General features: G+C 66.3%; 14 protein-coding genes. 8 read left to right on the plus strand and 6 right to left on the minus strand.

The features are described from left to right. Positions 1 to 17 precede the first annotated feature (17 nt). A complete protein-coding gene (locus tag KR541_RS02640) occupies positions 18 to 626 on the plus strand; it encodes a MarC family protein (protein ID WP_050013881.1) in 609 nt (202 codons plus the stop codon). An 89-nt stretch (positions 627 to 715) separates the two neighbouring features. On the opposite strand, the gene KR541_RS02645 is transcribed toward KR541_RS02640, so the two are convergent. Together KR541_RS02645 and ffh are read right to left on the minus strand one after the other, a co-directional pair. Further along, positions 716 to 1,267: a hypoxanthine-guanine phosphoribosyltransferase gene (locus KR541_RS02645; protein WP_023477519.1), complete on the minus strand. Its 552-nt coding sequence runs from the start codon at positions 1,265 to 1,267 to the stop codon at positions 716 to 718. A gap of 94 nt (positions 1,268 to 1,361) precedes the next feature. Next, positions 1,362 to 2,729, minus strand: coding sequence for a signal recognition particle protein (gene ffh / locus KR541_RS02650; protein WP_089488154.1), 1,368 nt, complete (start codon positions 2,727 to 2,729; stop codon positions 1,362 to 1,364). 89 nt (positions 2,730 to 2,818) lie between these two features. On the opposite strand from ffh, the gene KR541_RS02655 reads away from it, so the two are divergent. The 7 genes from KR541_RS02655 (at position 2,819) to KR541_RS02685 (ending at position 10,756) form a co-directional block, all read left to right on the plus strand. Further along, positions 2,819 to 3,712, plus strand: coding sequence for a cytochrome C assembly family protein (locus KR541_RS02655; RefSeq protein WP_050013879.1), 894 nt, complete (start codon positions 2,819 to 2,821; stop codon positions 3,710 to 3,712). 13 nt (positions 3,713 to 3,725) lie between these two features. Beyond that, positions 3,726 to 4,052: a PP0621 family protein gene (locus tag KR541_RS02660; protein ID WP_204383652.1), complete on the plus strand. Its 327-nt coding sequence runs from the start codon at positions 3,726 to 3,728 to the stop codon at positions 4,050 to 4,052. Continuing rightward, the gene (gene ampD, locus KR541_RS02665) at positions 4,049 to 4,639 is read left to right on the plus strand and encodes a 1,6-anhydro-N-acetylmuramyl-L-alanine amidase AmpD (protein ID WP_050013877.1); all 591 of its coding nucleotides are present in this window, start codon (positions 4,049 to 4,051) and stop codon (positions 4,637 to 4,639) included. Before KR541_RS02660 ends, ampD begins: the two co-directional genes overlap by 4 nt. 452 nt (positions 4,640 to 5,091) lie before the next feature. Beyond that, positions 5,092 to 8,091, plus strand: a complete 3,000-nt coding sequence (locus KR541_RS02670) for a ribonucleoside-diphosphate reductase subunit alpha (RefSeq protein WP_089488155.1) — start codon at positions 5,092 to 5,094, stop codon at positions 8,089 to 8,091. 365 nt (positions 8,092 to 8,456) lie between these two features. Further along, positions 8,457 to 9,668, plus strand: a complete 1,212-nt coding sequence (locus tag KR541_RS02675) for a ribonucleotide-diphosphate reductase subunit beta (RefSeq protein ID WP_014898151.1) — start codon at positions 8,457 to 8,459, stop codon at positions 9,666 to 9,668. 82 nt (positions 9,669 to 9,750) lie between these two features. Beyond that, entirely contained in the window at positions 9,751 to 10,077 is a 327-nt protein-coding gene (locus KR541_RS02680) for a hypothetical protein (RefSeq protein ID WP_080334256.1), read from the plus strand. 28 nt (positions 10,078 to 10,105) lie between these two features. Continuing rightward, positions 10,106 to 10,756 (plus strand): histone H1-like DNA-binding protein, encoded by a 651-nt coding sequence (locus tag KR541_RS02685; protein WP_089488157.1) that lies wholly within the window; start codon positions 10,106 to 10,108, stop codon positions 10,754 to 10,756. 241 nt (positions 10,757 to 10,997) lie between these two features. Here the strand turns inward: KR541_RS02685 and KR541_RS02690 are convergent, their stop codons facing one another. The 4 genes from KR541_RS02690 to KR541_RS02705 all read right to left on the minus strand — a co-directional run bounded on the left by KR541_RS02690 (position 10,998) and on the right by KR541_RS02705 (position 14,562). Next, the gene (locus tag KR541_RS02690; protein WP_006476977.1) at positions 10,998 to 11,471 is read right to left on the minus strand and encodes an outer membrane lipoprotein; all 474 of its coding nucleotides are present in this window, start codon (positions 11,469 to 11,471) and stop codon (positions 10,998 to 11,000) included. Between the two features lie 19 nt (positions 11,472 to 11,490). Beyond that, complete coding sequence (locus tag KR541_RS02695) at positions 11,491 to 12,429, minus strand: carbohydrate kinase family protein (RefSeq protein WP_050013873.1); 939 nt, start codon at positions 12,427 to 12,429, stop codon at positions 11,491 to 11,493. 85 nt (positions 12,430 to 12,514) lie between these two features. Beyond that, positions 12,515 to 13,018: a thiol peroxidase gene (gene tpx / locus KR541_RS02700; protein WP_216089338.1), complete on the minus strand. Its 504-nt coding sequence runs from the start codon at positions 13,016 to 13,018 to the stop codon at positions 12,515 to 12,517. 71 nt (positions 13,019 to 13,089) lie between these two features. After that, complete coding sequence (locus KR541_RS02705) at positions 13,090 to 14,562, minus strand: zinc-ribbon and DUF3426 domain-containing protein (RefSeq protein WP_216089339.1); 1,473 nt, start codon at positions 14,560 to 14,562, stop codon at positions 13,090 to 13,092. Positions 14,563 to 14,584: the final 22 nt, after the last annotated feature.

Genomic DNA, 14,584 nt, shown 5'->3' on the forward strand with positions numbered 1-14,584 from the left:
GGCGACCGGGGGACACGATGGAATACACGTTCCTGTCGGCCACCGTGCTCCTCGTGCTGATCACGGATCCGCTCGGCAACATCCCGCTGTTCATCACGGCGATGCGGGATGTGCCGCGCGAGCGGCGCGTGAAGCTGATCCTGCGCGAAGTGGGGATCGCGTTCGTGATCCTGCTGTTCTTCATGCTGGTCGGCGACCGCTTCCTGCGGATGATGAGCCTCACCGACCTGTCGCTGCGGCTCGGCGGCGGGATCGTGCTGTTCCTGATCGCGCTGCGGATGATCTTCCCGCATCCGGACGGCGCGCTCGGCAGCGATCCGCGCGCGGGCGGCGAGCCGTTCATCGTGCCGCTCGCGATTCCGGCGCTGGCCGGGCCGTCCGCGCTCGCGACGGTGATGCTGCTGACGTCGCAGGCGCCCGGCAAAATGCTCGAGTGGGTCGGCGCGCTGACGGTCACGATGATCGTCTGCGCGATCACGCTGGTGCTGGCCGAACGGATTCAGGCGTGGCTCGGCGAGCGGACCGTCGCCGCGTTCGAGCGGCTGATGGGGCTCGTGCTCGTCGCGATCTCGGTCGAGATGCTGCTCGCGGGCATTCGCGCGTTCGTGCACCAGTTGCAGCCGTAGCGCGGGCGGCGCGGCGGGCCGACGAAAAAAAGCGGCGCTCCGGGCAACCGGAGCGCCGCTTTCTATTTATATAGCGGACAGCGCGGCGATCAGACGTTCGCGGTCAGCGCGCGGATCGTCGGCAGGTTGCGCCAGTAGCCCTTCGCGTCCATCCCGCAGCCGAACACGTAGCGGTCCGGCACCGAGAAGCCGCAGAAGTCGGGGTGCAGCGGTTTCGCCTTCGCGAGCGTCTTCTCGCACAGCACGGCCGACATGAAGCGCTTCGCGCCCATGTCGAGGATGCGGTCGCGGATCGCGGCCATCGTCTCACCTTCGTCGAGGATGTCGTCGAGTACGAGCACGATGCGGTCCTTCACCGATTCGCGCGGCGCGACGCGCCAGTGCATCTCCGGGCTGCCCTGCGTCGTGTTGCGGTAGCGGGTCAGGTGGATGTAGTCGAATTCGAGCGGGAAATCGAGATGCGGCAGCAGCATCCCGGTAAACACCGCCGCGCCGCCCATCACCGAGAGAACGAGCGGGAACGCGTCGCCGATCTCGGCGCGGATCGCGTCGGCCATCTTCGAGATCGACGCATTGACGGCGTCGGCCGAGACGATCTCTTCGGAGTGGTCGAAAATGTGGAGGGCTTCTTCGCGGTTCATGTGTTCTGGCGGGCAGTCGGTATACAAATAAGGATGAAGCAGAACGGCAGGCGCGCGCTACGGCAAAAACCCGCGCGCCGGCCGACGGACGTAATCAGCGCATGCCGGGCATCATGCCTTTCAGGCCGCGCATCATCTTCTGCATGTTGCCGCCCTTCAGCTTCTTCATCATCGTACGCATCTGGTCGTACTGGTTCAGCATCCGGTTGACTTCCTGCACCGGCACGCCCGCGCCGGCCGCAATGCGGCGCTTGCGCGTCGCCTTGATGATTTCGGGTTTCGCGCGCTCGGCGGGCGTCATCGAGCTGATGATGCCTTCCATCCGGCGGATCGACTTCTCGGCCTGGCCCATGTCGGCGCCGGCAGCCGCCTGCTGGAATTGCGCGGGGAGTTTGTCCATCAGCGACGACAAACCGCCCATGTTCTTCATCTGCGAGATCTGCGCGCGGAAATCGTTCAAGTCGAAATCGCCGCCTTTCTTGACCTTGTCGGCGAGCTTCTGCGCGGCCTGGACATCGACGCCGCGCTGCGCTTCCTCGACGAGCGCGAGGATGTCGCCCATGCCGAGGATCCGGTTCGCCATCCGGTCGGGGTGGAACACCTCGAGGCCGTCGAGCTTCTCGGCGACGCCGACGAACTTGATCGGCTTGCCCGTGACGTGACGCACCGACAGCGCGGCGCCGCCGCGCGAATCGCCGTCGAGCTTGGTCAGCACGACGCCGGTGAGCGGCAGCGTGTCGTTGAACGCCTTCGCGGTGTTGACGGCATCCTGGCCGAGCATCGCGTCGACGACGAACAGCGTTTCGGCCGGCTTCAGCGCGCCGTGCAGCGCGGCGATTTCCTGCATCATCGCTTCGTCGATGCCGAGGCGGCCGGCCGTGTCGACGAGCAGCACGTCATGGTAGTGGCGCTTCGCCCAGTCGACGGCCGCGAGCGCGATGTCGACGGGCTTCTGGTCCGGCGTGGACGGGAAGAAGTCGGCGCCGACCTGCTCGGTCACCGTTTTCAGCTGCATGATCGCGGCCGGCCGATACACGTCGCACGACACCGTGAGCACCTTCTTCTTGTACTTCTCGCGCAGCAGCTTCGCGAGCTTGCCGACGGTCGTGGTCTTGCCCGCGCCCTGCAGGCCGGCCATCAGGACCACGGCGGGCGGTGTGACCGCGAGGTTCAGCTCGGCGGCCTTGCCTTCGTAGTCGCCGCCGATCACGGCGGTCAGTTCCTTCTGGACCACGCCGACGAGCGCCTGGCCCGGCGACAGGCTGCTGATCACTTCTTCGCCGAGCGCCTTTTCCTTGACCTTGGCGATGAATTCGCGGACGACCGGCAGCGACACGTCGGCTTCCAGCAGCGCGAGACGCACCTCGCGGAGCATCTCCTGCGTGTTCGCCTCGGTGAGCCGGGCCTCGCCGCGCAGCGTCTTGACGACGCGCGCCATCCGTTGAGTGAGATTGTCGAGCATGGGGAGCGATGGACAGTGGGGCCCGAAGGCGCGGCGGAACCGAACAAAGGGAGCCGTCGCGGGAAGGGGGCCTAGTGTAAACTTCGAACATGGATATTGTACTGTATGCCCTCACCGCATTCCTGTACGGCGGCCTCGCCGTCGCAGGCTGGCGCACGCATCGCCAGGGCGCGACGCCGCTCGTCGCGAGCGTGCCGGCCGTGCCGGTCCCTGCATCGGCCGCGTCCGGGATGAGCGGGGCCGGTCGCGCGCTGCTGTTCGCCGCGCTGCTCGCGCACGGCGTGCTGCTCCACATGACGATCTTTCCGAACGACGCGATGGTGTTCGGCTTCGCGTTCGCGCTGTCCGCGATGTTCTGGCTCGGCGCCGGCATCTACTGGATCGAGAGCTTCTTCTTCCCGCTCGACAGCCTGCGCCTGCTGGTGCTGCCGCTCGCGTGCGGCGCGTCGCTGCTGCCGCTCGTGTTCGGCGGCGTGCGGGTGCTGCCTTATGCCGCAGCGCCGCTGTTCAAGCTGCATTTCCTGATCGCGAACATCGCGTACGGCCTTTTCGCGATCGCCGCGCTGCACGCGATCCTGATGCTGATGGTCGAGCGGCGCCTGCAGTCGCTGCGGCACGGCGGGCGCGACGGCTCGACCGGCTGGATCGCGAGCTGGCTCGAAACGCTGCCGCCGCTGCTCACGCTCGAGAAGCTGCTGTTCCGCCTGATCGGCGCCGGCTTCGTGCTGCTGACGCTGACGCTCGCGTCGGGCATCCTGTTCAGCGAACAGGTCGACGCGCGCGCGTTGCGGCTCGACCACAAGACGGTGTTCGCGATCCTGTCGTGGCTGATGTTCGGCGGCCTGCTGGTCGCCCGCAAGACGTCGGGCTGGCGCGGCCGCGGCGCCGCGCGCTGGGTGCTCGTGTCGTTCGCCGCGCTGCTGCTCGCGTATGTCGGCAGCCGATTCGTGTTCGAGGTGCTGCTGCACCGCTCCGTGGTTTGACCGCAGGTTTCCGATGCGACAGATTCTTCTCCTGATCCTTCTCTTCTTCGCCGGTTCTTGGCTCGCGCGCAAGCTGCGCCACGCGCAGGAACAGGCGCAGGCGCGCACCGGCCGCGGCGCCGGTTACGACGGCGCGCCTGGTGCCGGTGCCGGTGCCGGTGGTGGCGCCGCGCGCCCGAACGGCGACGCGCGGTCGCTGCCCGAGCCGATGGTGCGTTGCGCCGAATGCGGCGTGCACGCGCCGAAGGGCGACGCCGTCGCCGCGAGCGGCGAATACTTCTGCAGCGCCGAGCATGCGCAGCGCCACGCCACGCGCGTGAACGGCCGCGACGCGCGATGAGCGACGCGCCGGTGTTGTCGGTCGACGCGAACGGCTGGGTGCGCGAAGCGCGCCATGCGCCGTCGCCGAACTTCGAGGCGCGGCCCGCGGGTGCGGCGCCGACGCTCGTGGTCGTCCACAACATCAGTCTGCCGCCCGGCGAATTCGGCGGCGACGCGATCGAGGCGCTGTTCCTGAATCGCCTCGACTGCGATGCCCACCCCTATTACCAGCGCCACCTGCGCGGCGTGCGCGTGTCCGCCCATTTCCTGATCCGCCGCGGCGGCGAACTCGTGCAGTTCGTGTCGTGCGACGAGCGCGCGTGGCACGCGGGCTCGTCCGAGTTCTTCGGCCGCACCCGCTGCAACGATTTCTCGATCGGCATCGAGCTCGAAGGCGCGGACGACGTCCCGTTCGACGATGCGCAATACGCGGTGCTCGCCGCGCTCTCCCGCGCGCTCGCCGCGCACTATCCGGTCGACGCGTTCGCGGGTCACTCGGACGTCGCGCCGGGCCGCAAGACCGACCCGGGCCCGCACTTCGATTGGCAACGCTTCGCGAGCGATGCCGGTTTTTCCGCCGAATACTTTCCTTTCCGTCAGCACTGATCGCGGGGTTTTTTGAGCGGAGAAAGTTTTTTCTCCGACCAATGCCTTGCCGTGTCTGCGCGCGAGCGATGTCAAGACCTTCGCCGCAAATTATCCGTTTGGACGTCCTCCGAATGTCCACTATACTTGGTGCCAGCTGAGCAGTTCTGTACTAGATATAGTGTGTGTCGCAGGGGAAAACCCGAGCGGCACCGGCCGGCGGGCAACGTCGGCGGACAGGGTTCTCACGGCGGCGCGTCAGGCCGGGCGGTCCGGGCGTCGCGACCAGCGCAGCGAACATCGACGGGGCAGGGTACACATGACGAAGCACACGACCGGCTGGGTTGTCGCGCATCGACCGAACCGGCTTCCCCGGCGCATCGCTCGCCTCTTACCGCTCGCGCACCGCATTGCGCAGCGTTCGTTTTAATCCGCGGTTCTCTCCGCACCATCCAACACCAGGAGCTTTGCACATGCAAACCACCGACAACGCGACGTCCCAGTACGAGAGCGCCTCGAGCCGTCCGCTCGGCGGGACCGAACAGGGCGCGAAGGCGCTCGCGCCGCAGGCCACGTTCGCCGACTACAAGGTGATCCGCCGCAACGGCAGCGTGGTGTCGTTCGAACCTTCGAAGATCGCGATCGCGGTGACCAAGGCTTTCCTGGCCGTCAATGGCGGGCAGGGCGCGGCATCGGCGCGCGTGCGCGAGCAGGTCGAACAACTGACGCACAACGTCGTTCGCGCGCTCGTGCGCAGCCGCCCGAACGGCGGTACGTTCCATATCGAAGACATCCAGGACCAGGTCGAACTCGCGCTGATGCGCGGCGGCGAGCACAACGTCGCGCGTGCGTACGTGCTGTATCGCGAGAAGCGTCACCTCGAGCGCCAGCATGCGGGCGAGGAAGCGGCGGCAGCGGGCGGCGAGTCGACCACCGGCATCAACGTCGTCGACAACGGCGTCACGCGCCCGCTCGACCTGAACGCGCTGCGCGCGCTGATCGTGTCGGCGTGCGACGGCCTCGGCGCTGCGGTTAACCCTGACCCGATCGTCGCGGAGACGGTGAAGAACCTGTACGACGGCGTGCCGATGAGCCAGGTCTACGACTCGGCGATCCTCGCGGCGCGCACGATGATCGAAAAGGACCCGGCGTACAGCCAGGTCACGGCCCGCATCCTGCTGCACACGATCCGTCGCGAGATTCTCGGCGAGGAAGTCGTGCAGGCCGAGATGTCGACCCGCTACGCCGAATACTTCCCGCAGTTCCTGAAGCGCGGCGTCGACGCCGGCCTGCTCGACGACAAGCTGCTGCAGTTCGACCTGAAGCGCCTCGGCGAAGCGCTCGACGCGAACCGCGACCTGCAGTTCGGCTACCTCGGCCTGCAGACGCTGTACGACCGCTACTTCCTGCACGTCGAAGGCACCCGCATCGAAATGCCGCAGGCATTCTTCATGCGCGTCGCGATGGGCCTGTCGCTGAACGAGATCGACCGCGAAACGCGCGCGATCGAGTTCTACAACGTGCTGTCGAGCTTCGACTTCATGAGCTCGACGCCGACGCTGTTCAACTCGGGCACGCACCGCTCGCAGCTGTCGTCGTGCTACCTGACGACGGTCGCGGACGATCTCGACGGCATCTACGAAGCGCTGAAGGAAAACGCGCTGCTGTCGAAGTTCGCCGGCGGCCTCGGCAACGACTGGACGCGCGTGCGCGCCCTCGGCTCGCATATCAAGGGCACGAACGGCAAGTCGCAAGGCGTGGTGCCGTTCCTGAAGGTCGTGAACGACACGGCCGTCGCGGTGAACCAGGGCGGCAAGCGCAAGGGCGCGGTCTGCGCGTACCTCGAATCGTGGCACCTCGACATCGAGGAGTTCCTGGAGTTGCGCAAGAACACCGGTGACGACCGTCGCCGTACGCACGACATGAACACGGCGAACTGGATTCCCGACCTGTTCATGAAGCGCGTGATGGAAGGCGCCGACTGGACGCTGTTCTCGCCGTCGACCTGCCCGGACCTGCACGACAAGTTCGGCGCCGAATTCGAGAAGGCTTACACGGCTTACGAAGACAAGGTCGCGCGCGGCGAGATCAAGCTGTTCAAGAAGATCCCGGCGCAGCAGCTGTGGCGCAAGATGCTCGGCATGCTGTTCGAGACGGGCCACCCGTGGATCACGTTCAAGGATCCGTGCAACGTGCGCTCGCCGCAGCAGCACGTCGGCGTCGTCCATTCGTCGAACCTGTGCACGGAAATCACGCTGAATACGAGCGACACCGAAATCGCGGTGTGCAACCTGGGCTCGGTGAACCTCGTCGCCCACCTGGTGAAGCAGGCCGACGGCAGCTACGCGCTCGACCACGACAAGCTCAAGCGCACGATCAGCGTCGCGATGCGCATGCTCGACAACGTGATCGACATCAACTACTACGCGGTGCCGAAGGCGCGTAACTCGAACCTGAAGCACCGCCCGGTCGGCATGGGCATCATGGGCTTCCAGGACTGCCTGCACCTGCTGCGCACGCCGTACGCGTCGCAAGAGGCGGTCGAGTTCGCCGACCGTTCGATGGAAGCCGTCTGCTACTACGCGTACTACGCGTCGACCGAGCTGGCCGAAGAGCGCGGCCGCTACTCGAGCTACCGCGGCTCGCTGTGGGATCGCGGCATCCTCCCGCAGGACACGCTGAAGCTGCTGACGGAGGCGCGCGGCGGCTACGTCGAGGTCGACACGTCGGAATCGCTCGACTGGACGACGCTGCGTTCGCGGATCGCCGCGCACGGCATGCGCAACTCGAACTGCGTCGCGATCGCGCCGACGGCGACGATCTCGAACATCATCGGCGTGTCGGCCTGTATCGAGCCGACCTTCCAGAACCTGTACGTGAAGTCGAACCTGTCGGGCGAATTCACGGTGGTGAACGAGTACCTCGTCCGCGATCTGAAGGAACGCGGCCTGTGGGACGAAGTGATGGTCGCCGACCTGAAGTATTTCGACGGCATGCTGTCGCGCATCGACCGCATCCCGGCCGACCTGCGCGCGATCTACGCGACCGCGTTCGAGGTCGACCCGACGTGGCTGGTCGAAGCGGCATCGCGTCGCCAGAAGTGGATCGACCAGGCGCAGTCGCTGAACATCTACATGGGCGGCGCGTCGGGCAAGAAGCTCGACGAGACCTACAAGCTCGCATGGCTGCGCGGCCTGAAGACGACCTACTACCTCCGCACGATGGCGGCGACGCACGTCGAGAAGTCGACGGTCGCACACGGCGCGCTGAACGCAGTGCCGACGGGCGGTGCGGGTGGCGGCTCGAGCAGCGGCGGCGCGCAAGGCGCGGCGGGCGGCTTCGGTGCGGCGGGCGGTGCGTCGTCGGGCGCGGTCAACGCGGCGCCGGCACTCGCGCCGGTCGAAGCGGATGGTCCGGTGTGCACGATGCGTCCGGGCGACCCCGGCTTCGACGAGTGCGAAGCGTGCCAGTAACGCAGTGCGCCTGACCTGAGAAGCAGGCCTGCGCGGCGCACACGACGACCGATCGAGGTTGAAGTGTGCGCCGCGCTCAACTAAAAAAATGATAAGGAATCTGTAACGCGACACCTGCGTTGCAGGCAATGACAAGCGATCGAAACATCTCCGACGGCGTCGCGTTTCGATCGGCGTTCGATGCGTCGAGCGCACCTCGCGATACACGCGCGACTCACATCGCGCGCTGCATGAACGACGATGCGTTGCTCAAAGTGTTGTATCGAGGTCGCAACGCGAATCGAAAAAAGGATTTTTCGTGAGCGAACCCTTTTATCGCTCAGGAAAAGATGGTACAAACCGTTCTAAATTGATGGTGAGAATTTATGCTCAACTGGGATGACGAGAAGACTGCCGTAACCCCCGCGAGCGGAGCGCAGCAAAACGCGATGCGCACCTCCGCCGGGATGGCTGTCGGAATGCAGGCTGCAACGCCTGCCGCCCATCAGGTCCGCGACATTTTCGAAGGCGATCTTGCGGTGCCGCCGCAAGCATCGGCTGTTCCCGCCGGCGGGTCGGAAGCGCGGGTCAATGTCGCCGACAAGCGCATCATCAACGGCCAGACTGACGTCAATCAGCTGGTGCCGTTCAAGTACAAGTGGGCGTGGGAAAAGTATCTGGCCGGTTGCGCGAACCACTGGATGCCGCAGGAAATCAACATGTCCCGCGACATCGCACTGTGGAAGGACCCGAACGGTCTGACCGAGGACGAGCGCCGCATCGTGAAGCGCAACCTCGGCTTCTTCGTGACGGCCGATTCGCTCGCGGCGAACAACATCGTGCTCGGCACGTACCGCCACATCACGGCGCCGGAGTGCCGGCAGTTCCTGCTGCGCCAGGCGTTCGAGGAAGCGATCCACACGCACGCGTACCAATACATCGTCGAATCGCTCGGCCTCGACGAAGGCGAGATCTTCAACGCGTATCACGAGGTCACGTCGATCCGCGCGAAGGACGAATTCCTGATCCCGTTCATTCATACGCTGACGGACCCGGCCTTCAAGACCGGCACGCTCGAAGCGGATCAGAAGCTGCTGAAGTCGCTGATTGTGTTCGCCTGCATCATGGAAGGCCTGTTCTTCTATGTCGGGTTTACGCAGATCCTCGCACTCGGCCGCCAGAACAAGATGACGGGTGCTGCAGAGCAATACCAGTACATCCTGCGTGACGAGTCGATGCACTGCAACTTCGGCATCGACCTGATCAACCAGATCAAGCTCGAGAACCCGCATCTGTGGACCGCGGAATTCCGCGCCGAGATCCGCGAGCTGTTCAAGCAGGCTGTCGAACTCGAATACCGCTACGCCGAGGACACGATGCCACGCGGCGTGCTGGGTTTGAACGCGTCGATGTTCAAGAGCTATCTGCGCTTCATCAGCAACCGCCGTTGCCAGCAGATCGGCCTCGACCCGCTGTATCCGAACGAGGAAAACCCGTTCCCGTGGATGAGCGAGATGATCGACCTGAAGAAGGAACGCAACTTCTTCGAGACGCGTGTGATCGAGTATCAGACGGGGGGCGCGCTGTCCTGGGAATAACCCGCAGCAGCGAACCCGTTACATGATGGAGCAGCCGGTGGCCTCTCGGCCCTGGCCCAAGGTTTAGGAGCAAGAACGCCTGATGCAAAGCATGCCCGGTGCCTTAACGGCCCAACGATACGACAGGCACTTTGCGAACCCTTCAGTGGGATGGGCAAACTTCCCTCCGGAAAAAGCGGACGGCCGTGTGGCGGTCCGCTTGATCAAGCGATTAGGGGTAGCGGCGCGAGGTGCGCCGGCTACCGACTTGATTTGGCGTGCGAGGCCATGGGGTCACGCGCGCCATACCGTATTCATTAGCGTAAGCGCGCGGTATCTGCGTACGCCGATGAATAGCCCGCTTCGAAGCGCACGTCCTGAACAGCGTCCGCGGGAAGCGGGTTTTGACGAAGGGTGTAGTTTGAACTGACTCTCATCTGAACCTGAAGGAGAACAACATGGCTACTGCCAAGAAGAAACCGGCTGCTAAGAAGGTTGCCGCCAAGAAGACCGTTGCGAAGAAGGCTGCTGCGCCGGCGAAGAAGGCCGCAGTGAAGAAGGTTGCTGCGAAGAAGGTCGCGGTGAAGAAGGTTGCCGCGAAGAAGGCAGCACCGGCGAAGAAGGCCGCTGCAAAGAAGGTCGCTGCAAAGAAGGTCGCAACGAAGAAGGTTGCAGCCAAGAAGGTCGCAGCGAAGAAGGCGGCACCGGCCAAGAAGGCCGCTGCGAAGAAGGTTGCAGCCAAGAAAGTCGCAGTGAAGAAGGTTGCTGCGAAGAAGGCGGCACCGGCGAAGAAGGCTGCCGCCAAGAAGGCCGCACCGGCGAAGAAGGCTGCTGCGAAGAAGGCTGCGCCGGCGAAGAAGGCTGCTGCCAAGAAGGCCGCGCCTGCGAAGAAGGCTGCCGCGAAGAAGGCTGCGCCCGCCAAGAAGGCTGCCCCTGCGAAGACGGCTGCCGCACCGGCGAAGAAGGCTGCTGCGCCGAAGAAGGCCGTCGTGAAGAAGGCTGCGCCGGCAACGACCGCGTCGACCGCATCGGTTGCGCCGGCATCGGGCGTGAAGACCGCGCTCAACCCGGCAGCCGCATGGCCGTTCCCGACCGGCAGCCGTCCGTAATCGCGGCTGAGCAGCATCACCCGGACACGCACGTGGTGTCCGTGGGTTGAGTAGCGCTACTCAATCAATCCCGCCATCTGGCTCAGATGGCGGGATTTTTTTCGTTCGCACGAGTCGCCGATGGGCCGCCGATGAGCTGGCCGACGCGGGCGCGGATGAAAACGGGCGGACGAAAAAAAACGCATGTGCGGCTTCGCACATGCGTTCGACCGCGGCTTGCGCCGCGCGCTGAGGATACCGGTTAGTGCGTGACGCGCGTGACGCCGCCGCTCGACAGCAGGCGTACGCGCTCGCCGGCGCGGAATGCTTCGCCGCTGGCTGCCTGCGTGATCGAGCGCAGATCGCCGTTGTCGAGGCGCACGGTAATTTCGACACCGTTCGCCGTGCTGAGGTTTTCGCCGACCGCGTTACCCGCGACCGCGCCGACGAGGCCGCCGGCGATCGCCGTCAGGATCGAGCCTTTGCCGCCGCCGATCGCGCTGCCCGCGACCGCGCCGAGCGCGCCGCCGCCGAGCGTGCCGATCGCGCTGCCGCCGCCGTCGGACTGGATGCGCACCGCACGGACGCTTTCGACCGTGCCCATGCGGACCGTCTGTTCGCGCTGCGCCTGGCCGACGCTATAGACATCCGCCGAACCGGGTGCCGTGAAGCAGCCGGCGAGAGTCAGCGTGGCCGTCAGCATGGCCGCGAGCGTGAGGGTTTTTTTCGTCAACATCTTTGCTCTCCCACAATATTCATTTGAGACTGTAACCGAACGCAGTCTCGAAGCGTGCGTCGATTTCGGCGCGCGTCAGGTCGTAAGTCTGGGGCCCTTGATGGGCGATCTTGAGGGAGCCCATCAGGCTCGCGAGGCGGCCGGTGGTTGCCCAGTCGAGGCCGTGCTCGATGCCGTACAGCAGGCCGCCCCGGAAGGCGTCGCCGCAGCCGGTCGGGTCGGCGACGCGCTCGGCCGGCACGACCGGAATCTGCTCCGCACCCTGCTTGTGGCGGATGGTCGCGCCGTGCTCGCCACGCGTGATGACGAGCGCGTCGACCCGGCTGGCGATTTCATCTTCGGACCATCCCGTCTTGTCGCTCACCAGCTTGGCCTCGTAGTCGTTGACCGCGACATAGGTCGCAAGTTCAATGCTGCGGCGCAGCGTCGCACCGTCGAACAGCGGCAGGCCCTGGCCCGGATCGAACACGAACGGCACACCGGCCTTGGCGAGCTCTTCCACGTGCTGCACCATCCCGTCGAAGCCGTCCGGACCGACGATCGCCAGCTTGATGTCCGGCGCGTCGCCCGCGTGGTTCAGGTGCGACTGCATCATCGCGCCCGGGTGGAACGCGGTGATCTGGTTGTTGTCGAGATCGGTCGTGATCATCGCTTGCGCGGTGTACGTATCGGGTAGCACGCGAACGTGATCGCGGCGCAGGCCGAGCTGGTCGAACCGATCGAGATACGGCTGCGCGTCGAACGCGCCCATCGTGGCCATGATGCGCGCATCGCCGCCGAGCAGGTGCAGCGCGTAGGCGATGTTGCCCGCGCAGCCGCCGAATTCGCGGCGCATCGTCGGCACGAGGAAGCTCAGGTTGATGAGGTGCACCTGGTCGGGCAGGATGTGCTCGCGGAACCGCCCTTCGAAGGTCATGATGGAGTCGTAGGCGATCGAGCCGCAAATCAGCGTAGCCAAGGTGTGCGTTCCTGTAGAAATGAGGGGCCCTGCGCGACAACGCCGCGCGAAGGGCGCGGCGCGGCAGGGGAAAGCGGAAGAAAGCTTACTTCAGTGCGGCGAGCGCTGCATCGTAGTTCGGCTCGTCCTTGATTTCGCCGACGAGTTCCGCATGGATCACCTTGTCCTGCGCGTCGAGCACGACCACCGCGCGTGCGGTCAGGCCGTTCAGCGGGCCGCTCGTCACGTCGACGCCGTAGGCGTTCGCGAACGCGCGGCCGGTGCGGAACGTCGATGCCGTCACGACGTTCGCGAGGCCTTCGGTCGTGCAGAAGCGCGTGGCGGCGAACGGCAGGTCGGCGGACACGACGATCACGACCGTGTTGTCGAGCGACGACGCGGCTTCGTTGAACTTGCGGGTCGACGTCGCGCAGGTCGGCGTGTCGAGGCTCGGCACGATGTTCAGCACCTTGCGCTTGCCGGCGAAGCTGGCGAGCGTCATATCGGCGAGATCCTTGCCGACCAGCTTGAAATCGGCGGCTTGCGCGCCGACGGCCGGGAATGTGCCGGCGAGATCGATCGGGTTGCCACCCAGCGTAACTTTGCTCATGTTCGTGCTCCGAAATAGCGCGCCGCTCGGGCGCGCGGGTTGAGACGGGCGCGCAAGCGCGCCGCGGCGCGTCACGGATAGAAGATCTGGACGCGGAAATTCGAGGCGGGCGTGCCGTTCGTTTCGAGGCGGACGACCATCGTCTGCGTCGTGCCGGGCGGCAGCCCGGCGTCGATCGGCGTGCCCGGGCGCACGTAGTCGCGCGGCGCGAGCACGCGGCGCACGGTGACGTGATTGGTGTCGTCGAGCAGCGTGAGTTCGAGCGACGGGTATGCGAGCGCGACGCGGTAGCGGTTCGTCAGCGGCACCTTCAGTTCGAGCTCGCGCGGGCCGTCGAGCTGGCGCAGGTCGGTCGGCTCGAGCCGCAGCCCGTCGATCGCGCGCGGCGGCGTGACCGTGCAGCCGAGCGGCGCGCACGCCTGCCGGAACCAGCCCTGCGTGACGGGCCAGTAGATCATCAGCGTCTCGCGCTGCCACCACGCCAGTTGCGCGACGAGCAGCCCGACCAGCGCGGCCGCGACGAGGCCGCCGAAAAAGCCGCCGAGCATCCCGCGTCGCTGCGGCGCGCGCGTCTCGCGCGTCTCGCGCGTGACGGCGAAGTGCGGGCGATCGTCGTCGGTCAGGGCGGCGGGGAAGGGGGCGACCGGCTGGGCGACCGGCTGGGCGACCGGTTGGACGTCGGGCTGGGCCGGCGGTTGGGTGACCGTCCGGGCGACCGGTTCATCGGTTGCCGCCGCGGTCGACGCGTTGTCGTGCCGGGTGAAGGTGCCGGGTTCCGATGCGGTCTCGGCTTCGGTGAAGGCCGGTGCGGGCGTGAACGCGAAACGGGGTTCGCGCGGCGCGCGTTCGTCGTCCGGCGCCACGAAGTGCGCGGGGACGACGGGTTCGATCGGCGCGGGTTCGACCGGTCCGGCGGCGGTTTCCGTGTCGGACGGAACGTGAGCGACGAAGCGGGGCTCGCGCGGATCGCGCTCGACGGGCGCGATGGGTACGGGCGACGGCGCGGCTTCTTCGGTTTCGTGCGGTTCGTGCCGCGTCTGCGGCGAATGCGGTTCGGCCGGTTGCTCGACGGCAGCCGAAGCATCGAGCTCGGCCGGCGACGACGCGAACGGCTCGGGCGTACCCGACAGGTGGACGACGCCCGCTTCCGTGGACGGCAGCGCGAGCGGTATCAACGGCTCGGTTCGCACGGTCTCGACGCTGTGCTGCAGCGACGGATCGACGCCGGCGTCGAGCCACGGCGCCCACATGTCCCAGCCTTCCGGCTTGTAATCGGCGCCGGTCGGCAATTCGGGCGGCGCGTCGGCGGTGAACAGCTGGGCCGGGGCGGCCTGCTGCGGATGCGCGTCGCCGCCGTGCGGCGCGGCAGCCGGCTCGGTTAATGCCGGCTCGGGCTGCGGCGCGTACTCGGGAACGAGCGATTCGGCGGCGTTGAAGACTTCGTGGCAATGGCCGCAGCGCACGAGCCCCTGATGCAGCGAGAGCTGTTCCTGCTGCAGCCGGAAGACGGTTTCGCAATGAGGGCAGCGCGTCGCAAGAAGCATGTCGAGCCGGGCGGCCTGCTGG

Source organism: Burkholderia sola, from assembly GCF_905400185.1.
Classification (GTDB): Bacteria; Pseudomonadota; Gammaproteobacteria; order Burkholderiales; family Burkholderiaceae; genus Burkholderia; species Burkholderia sola.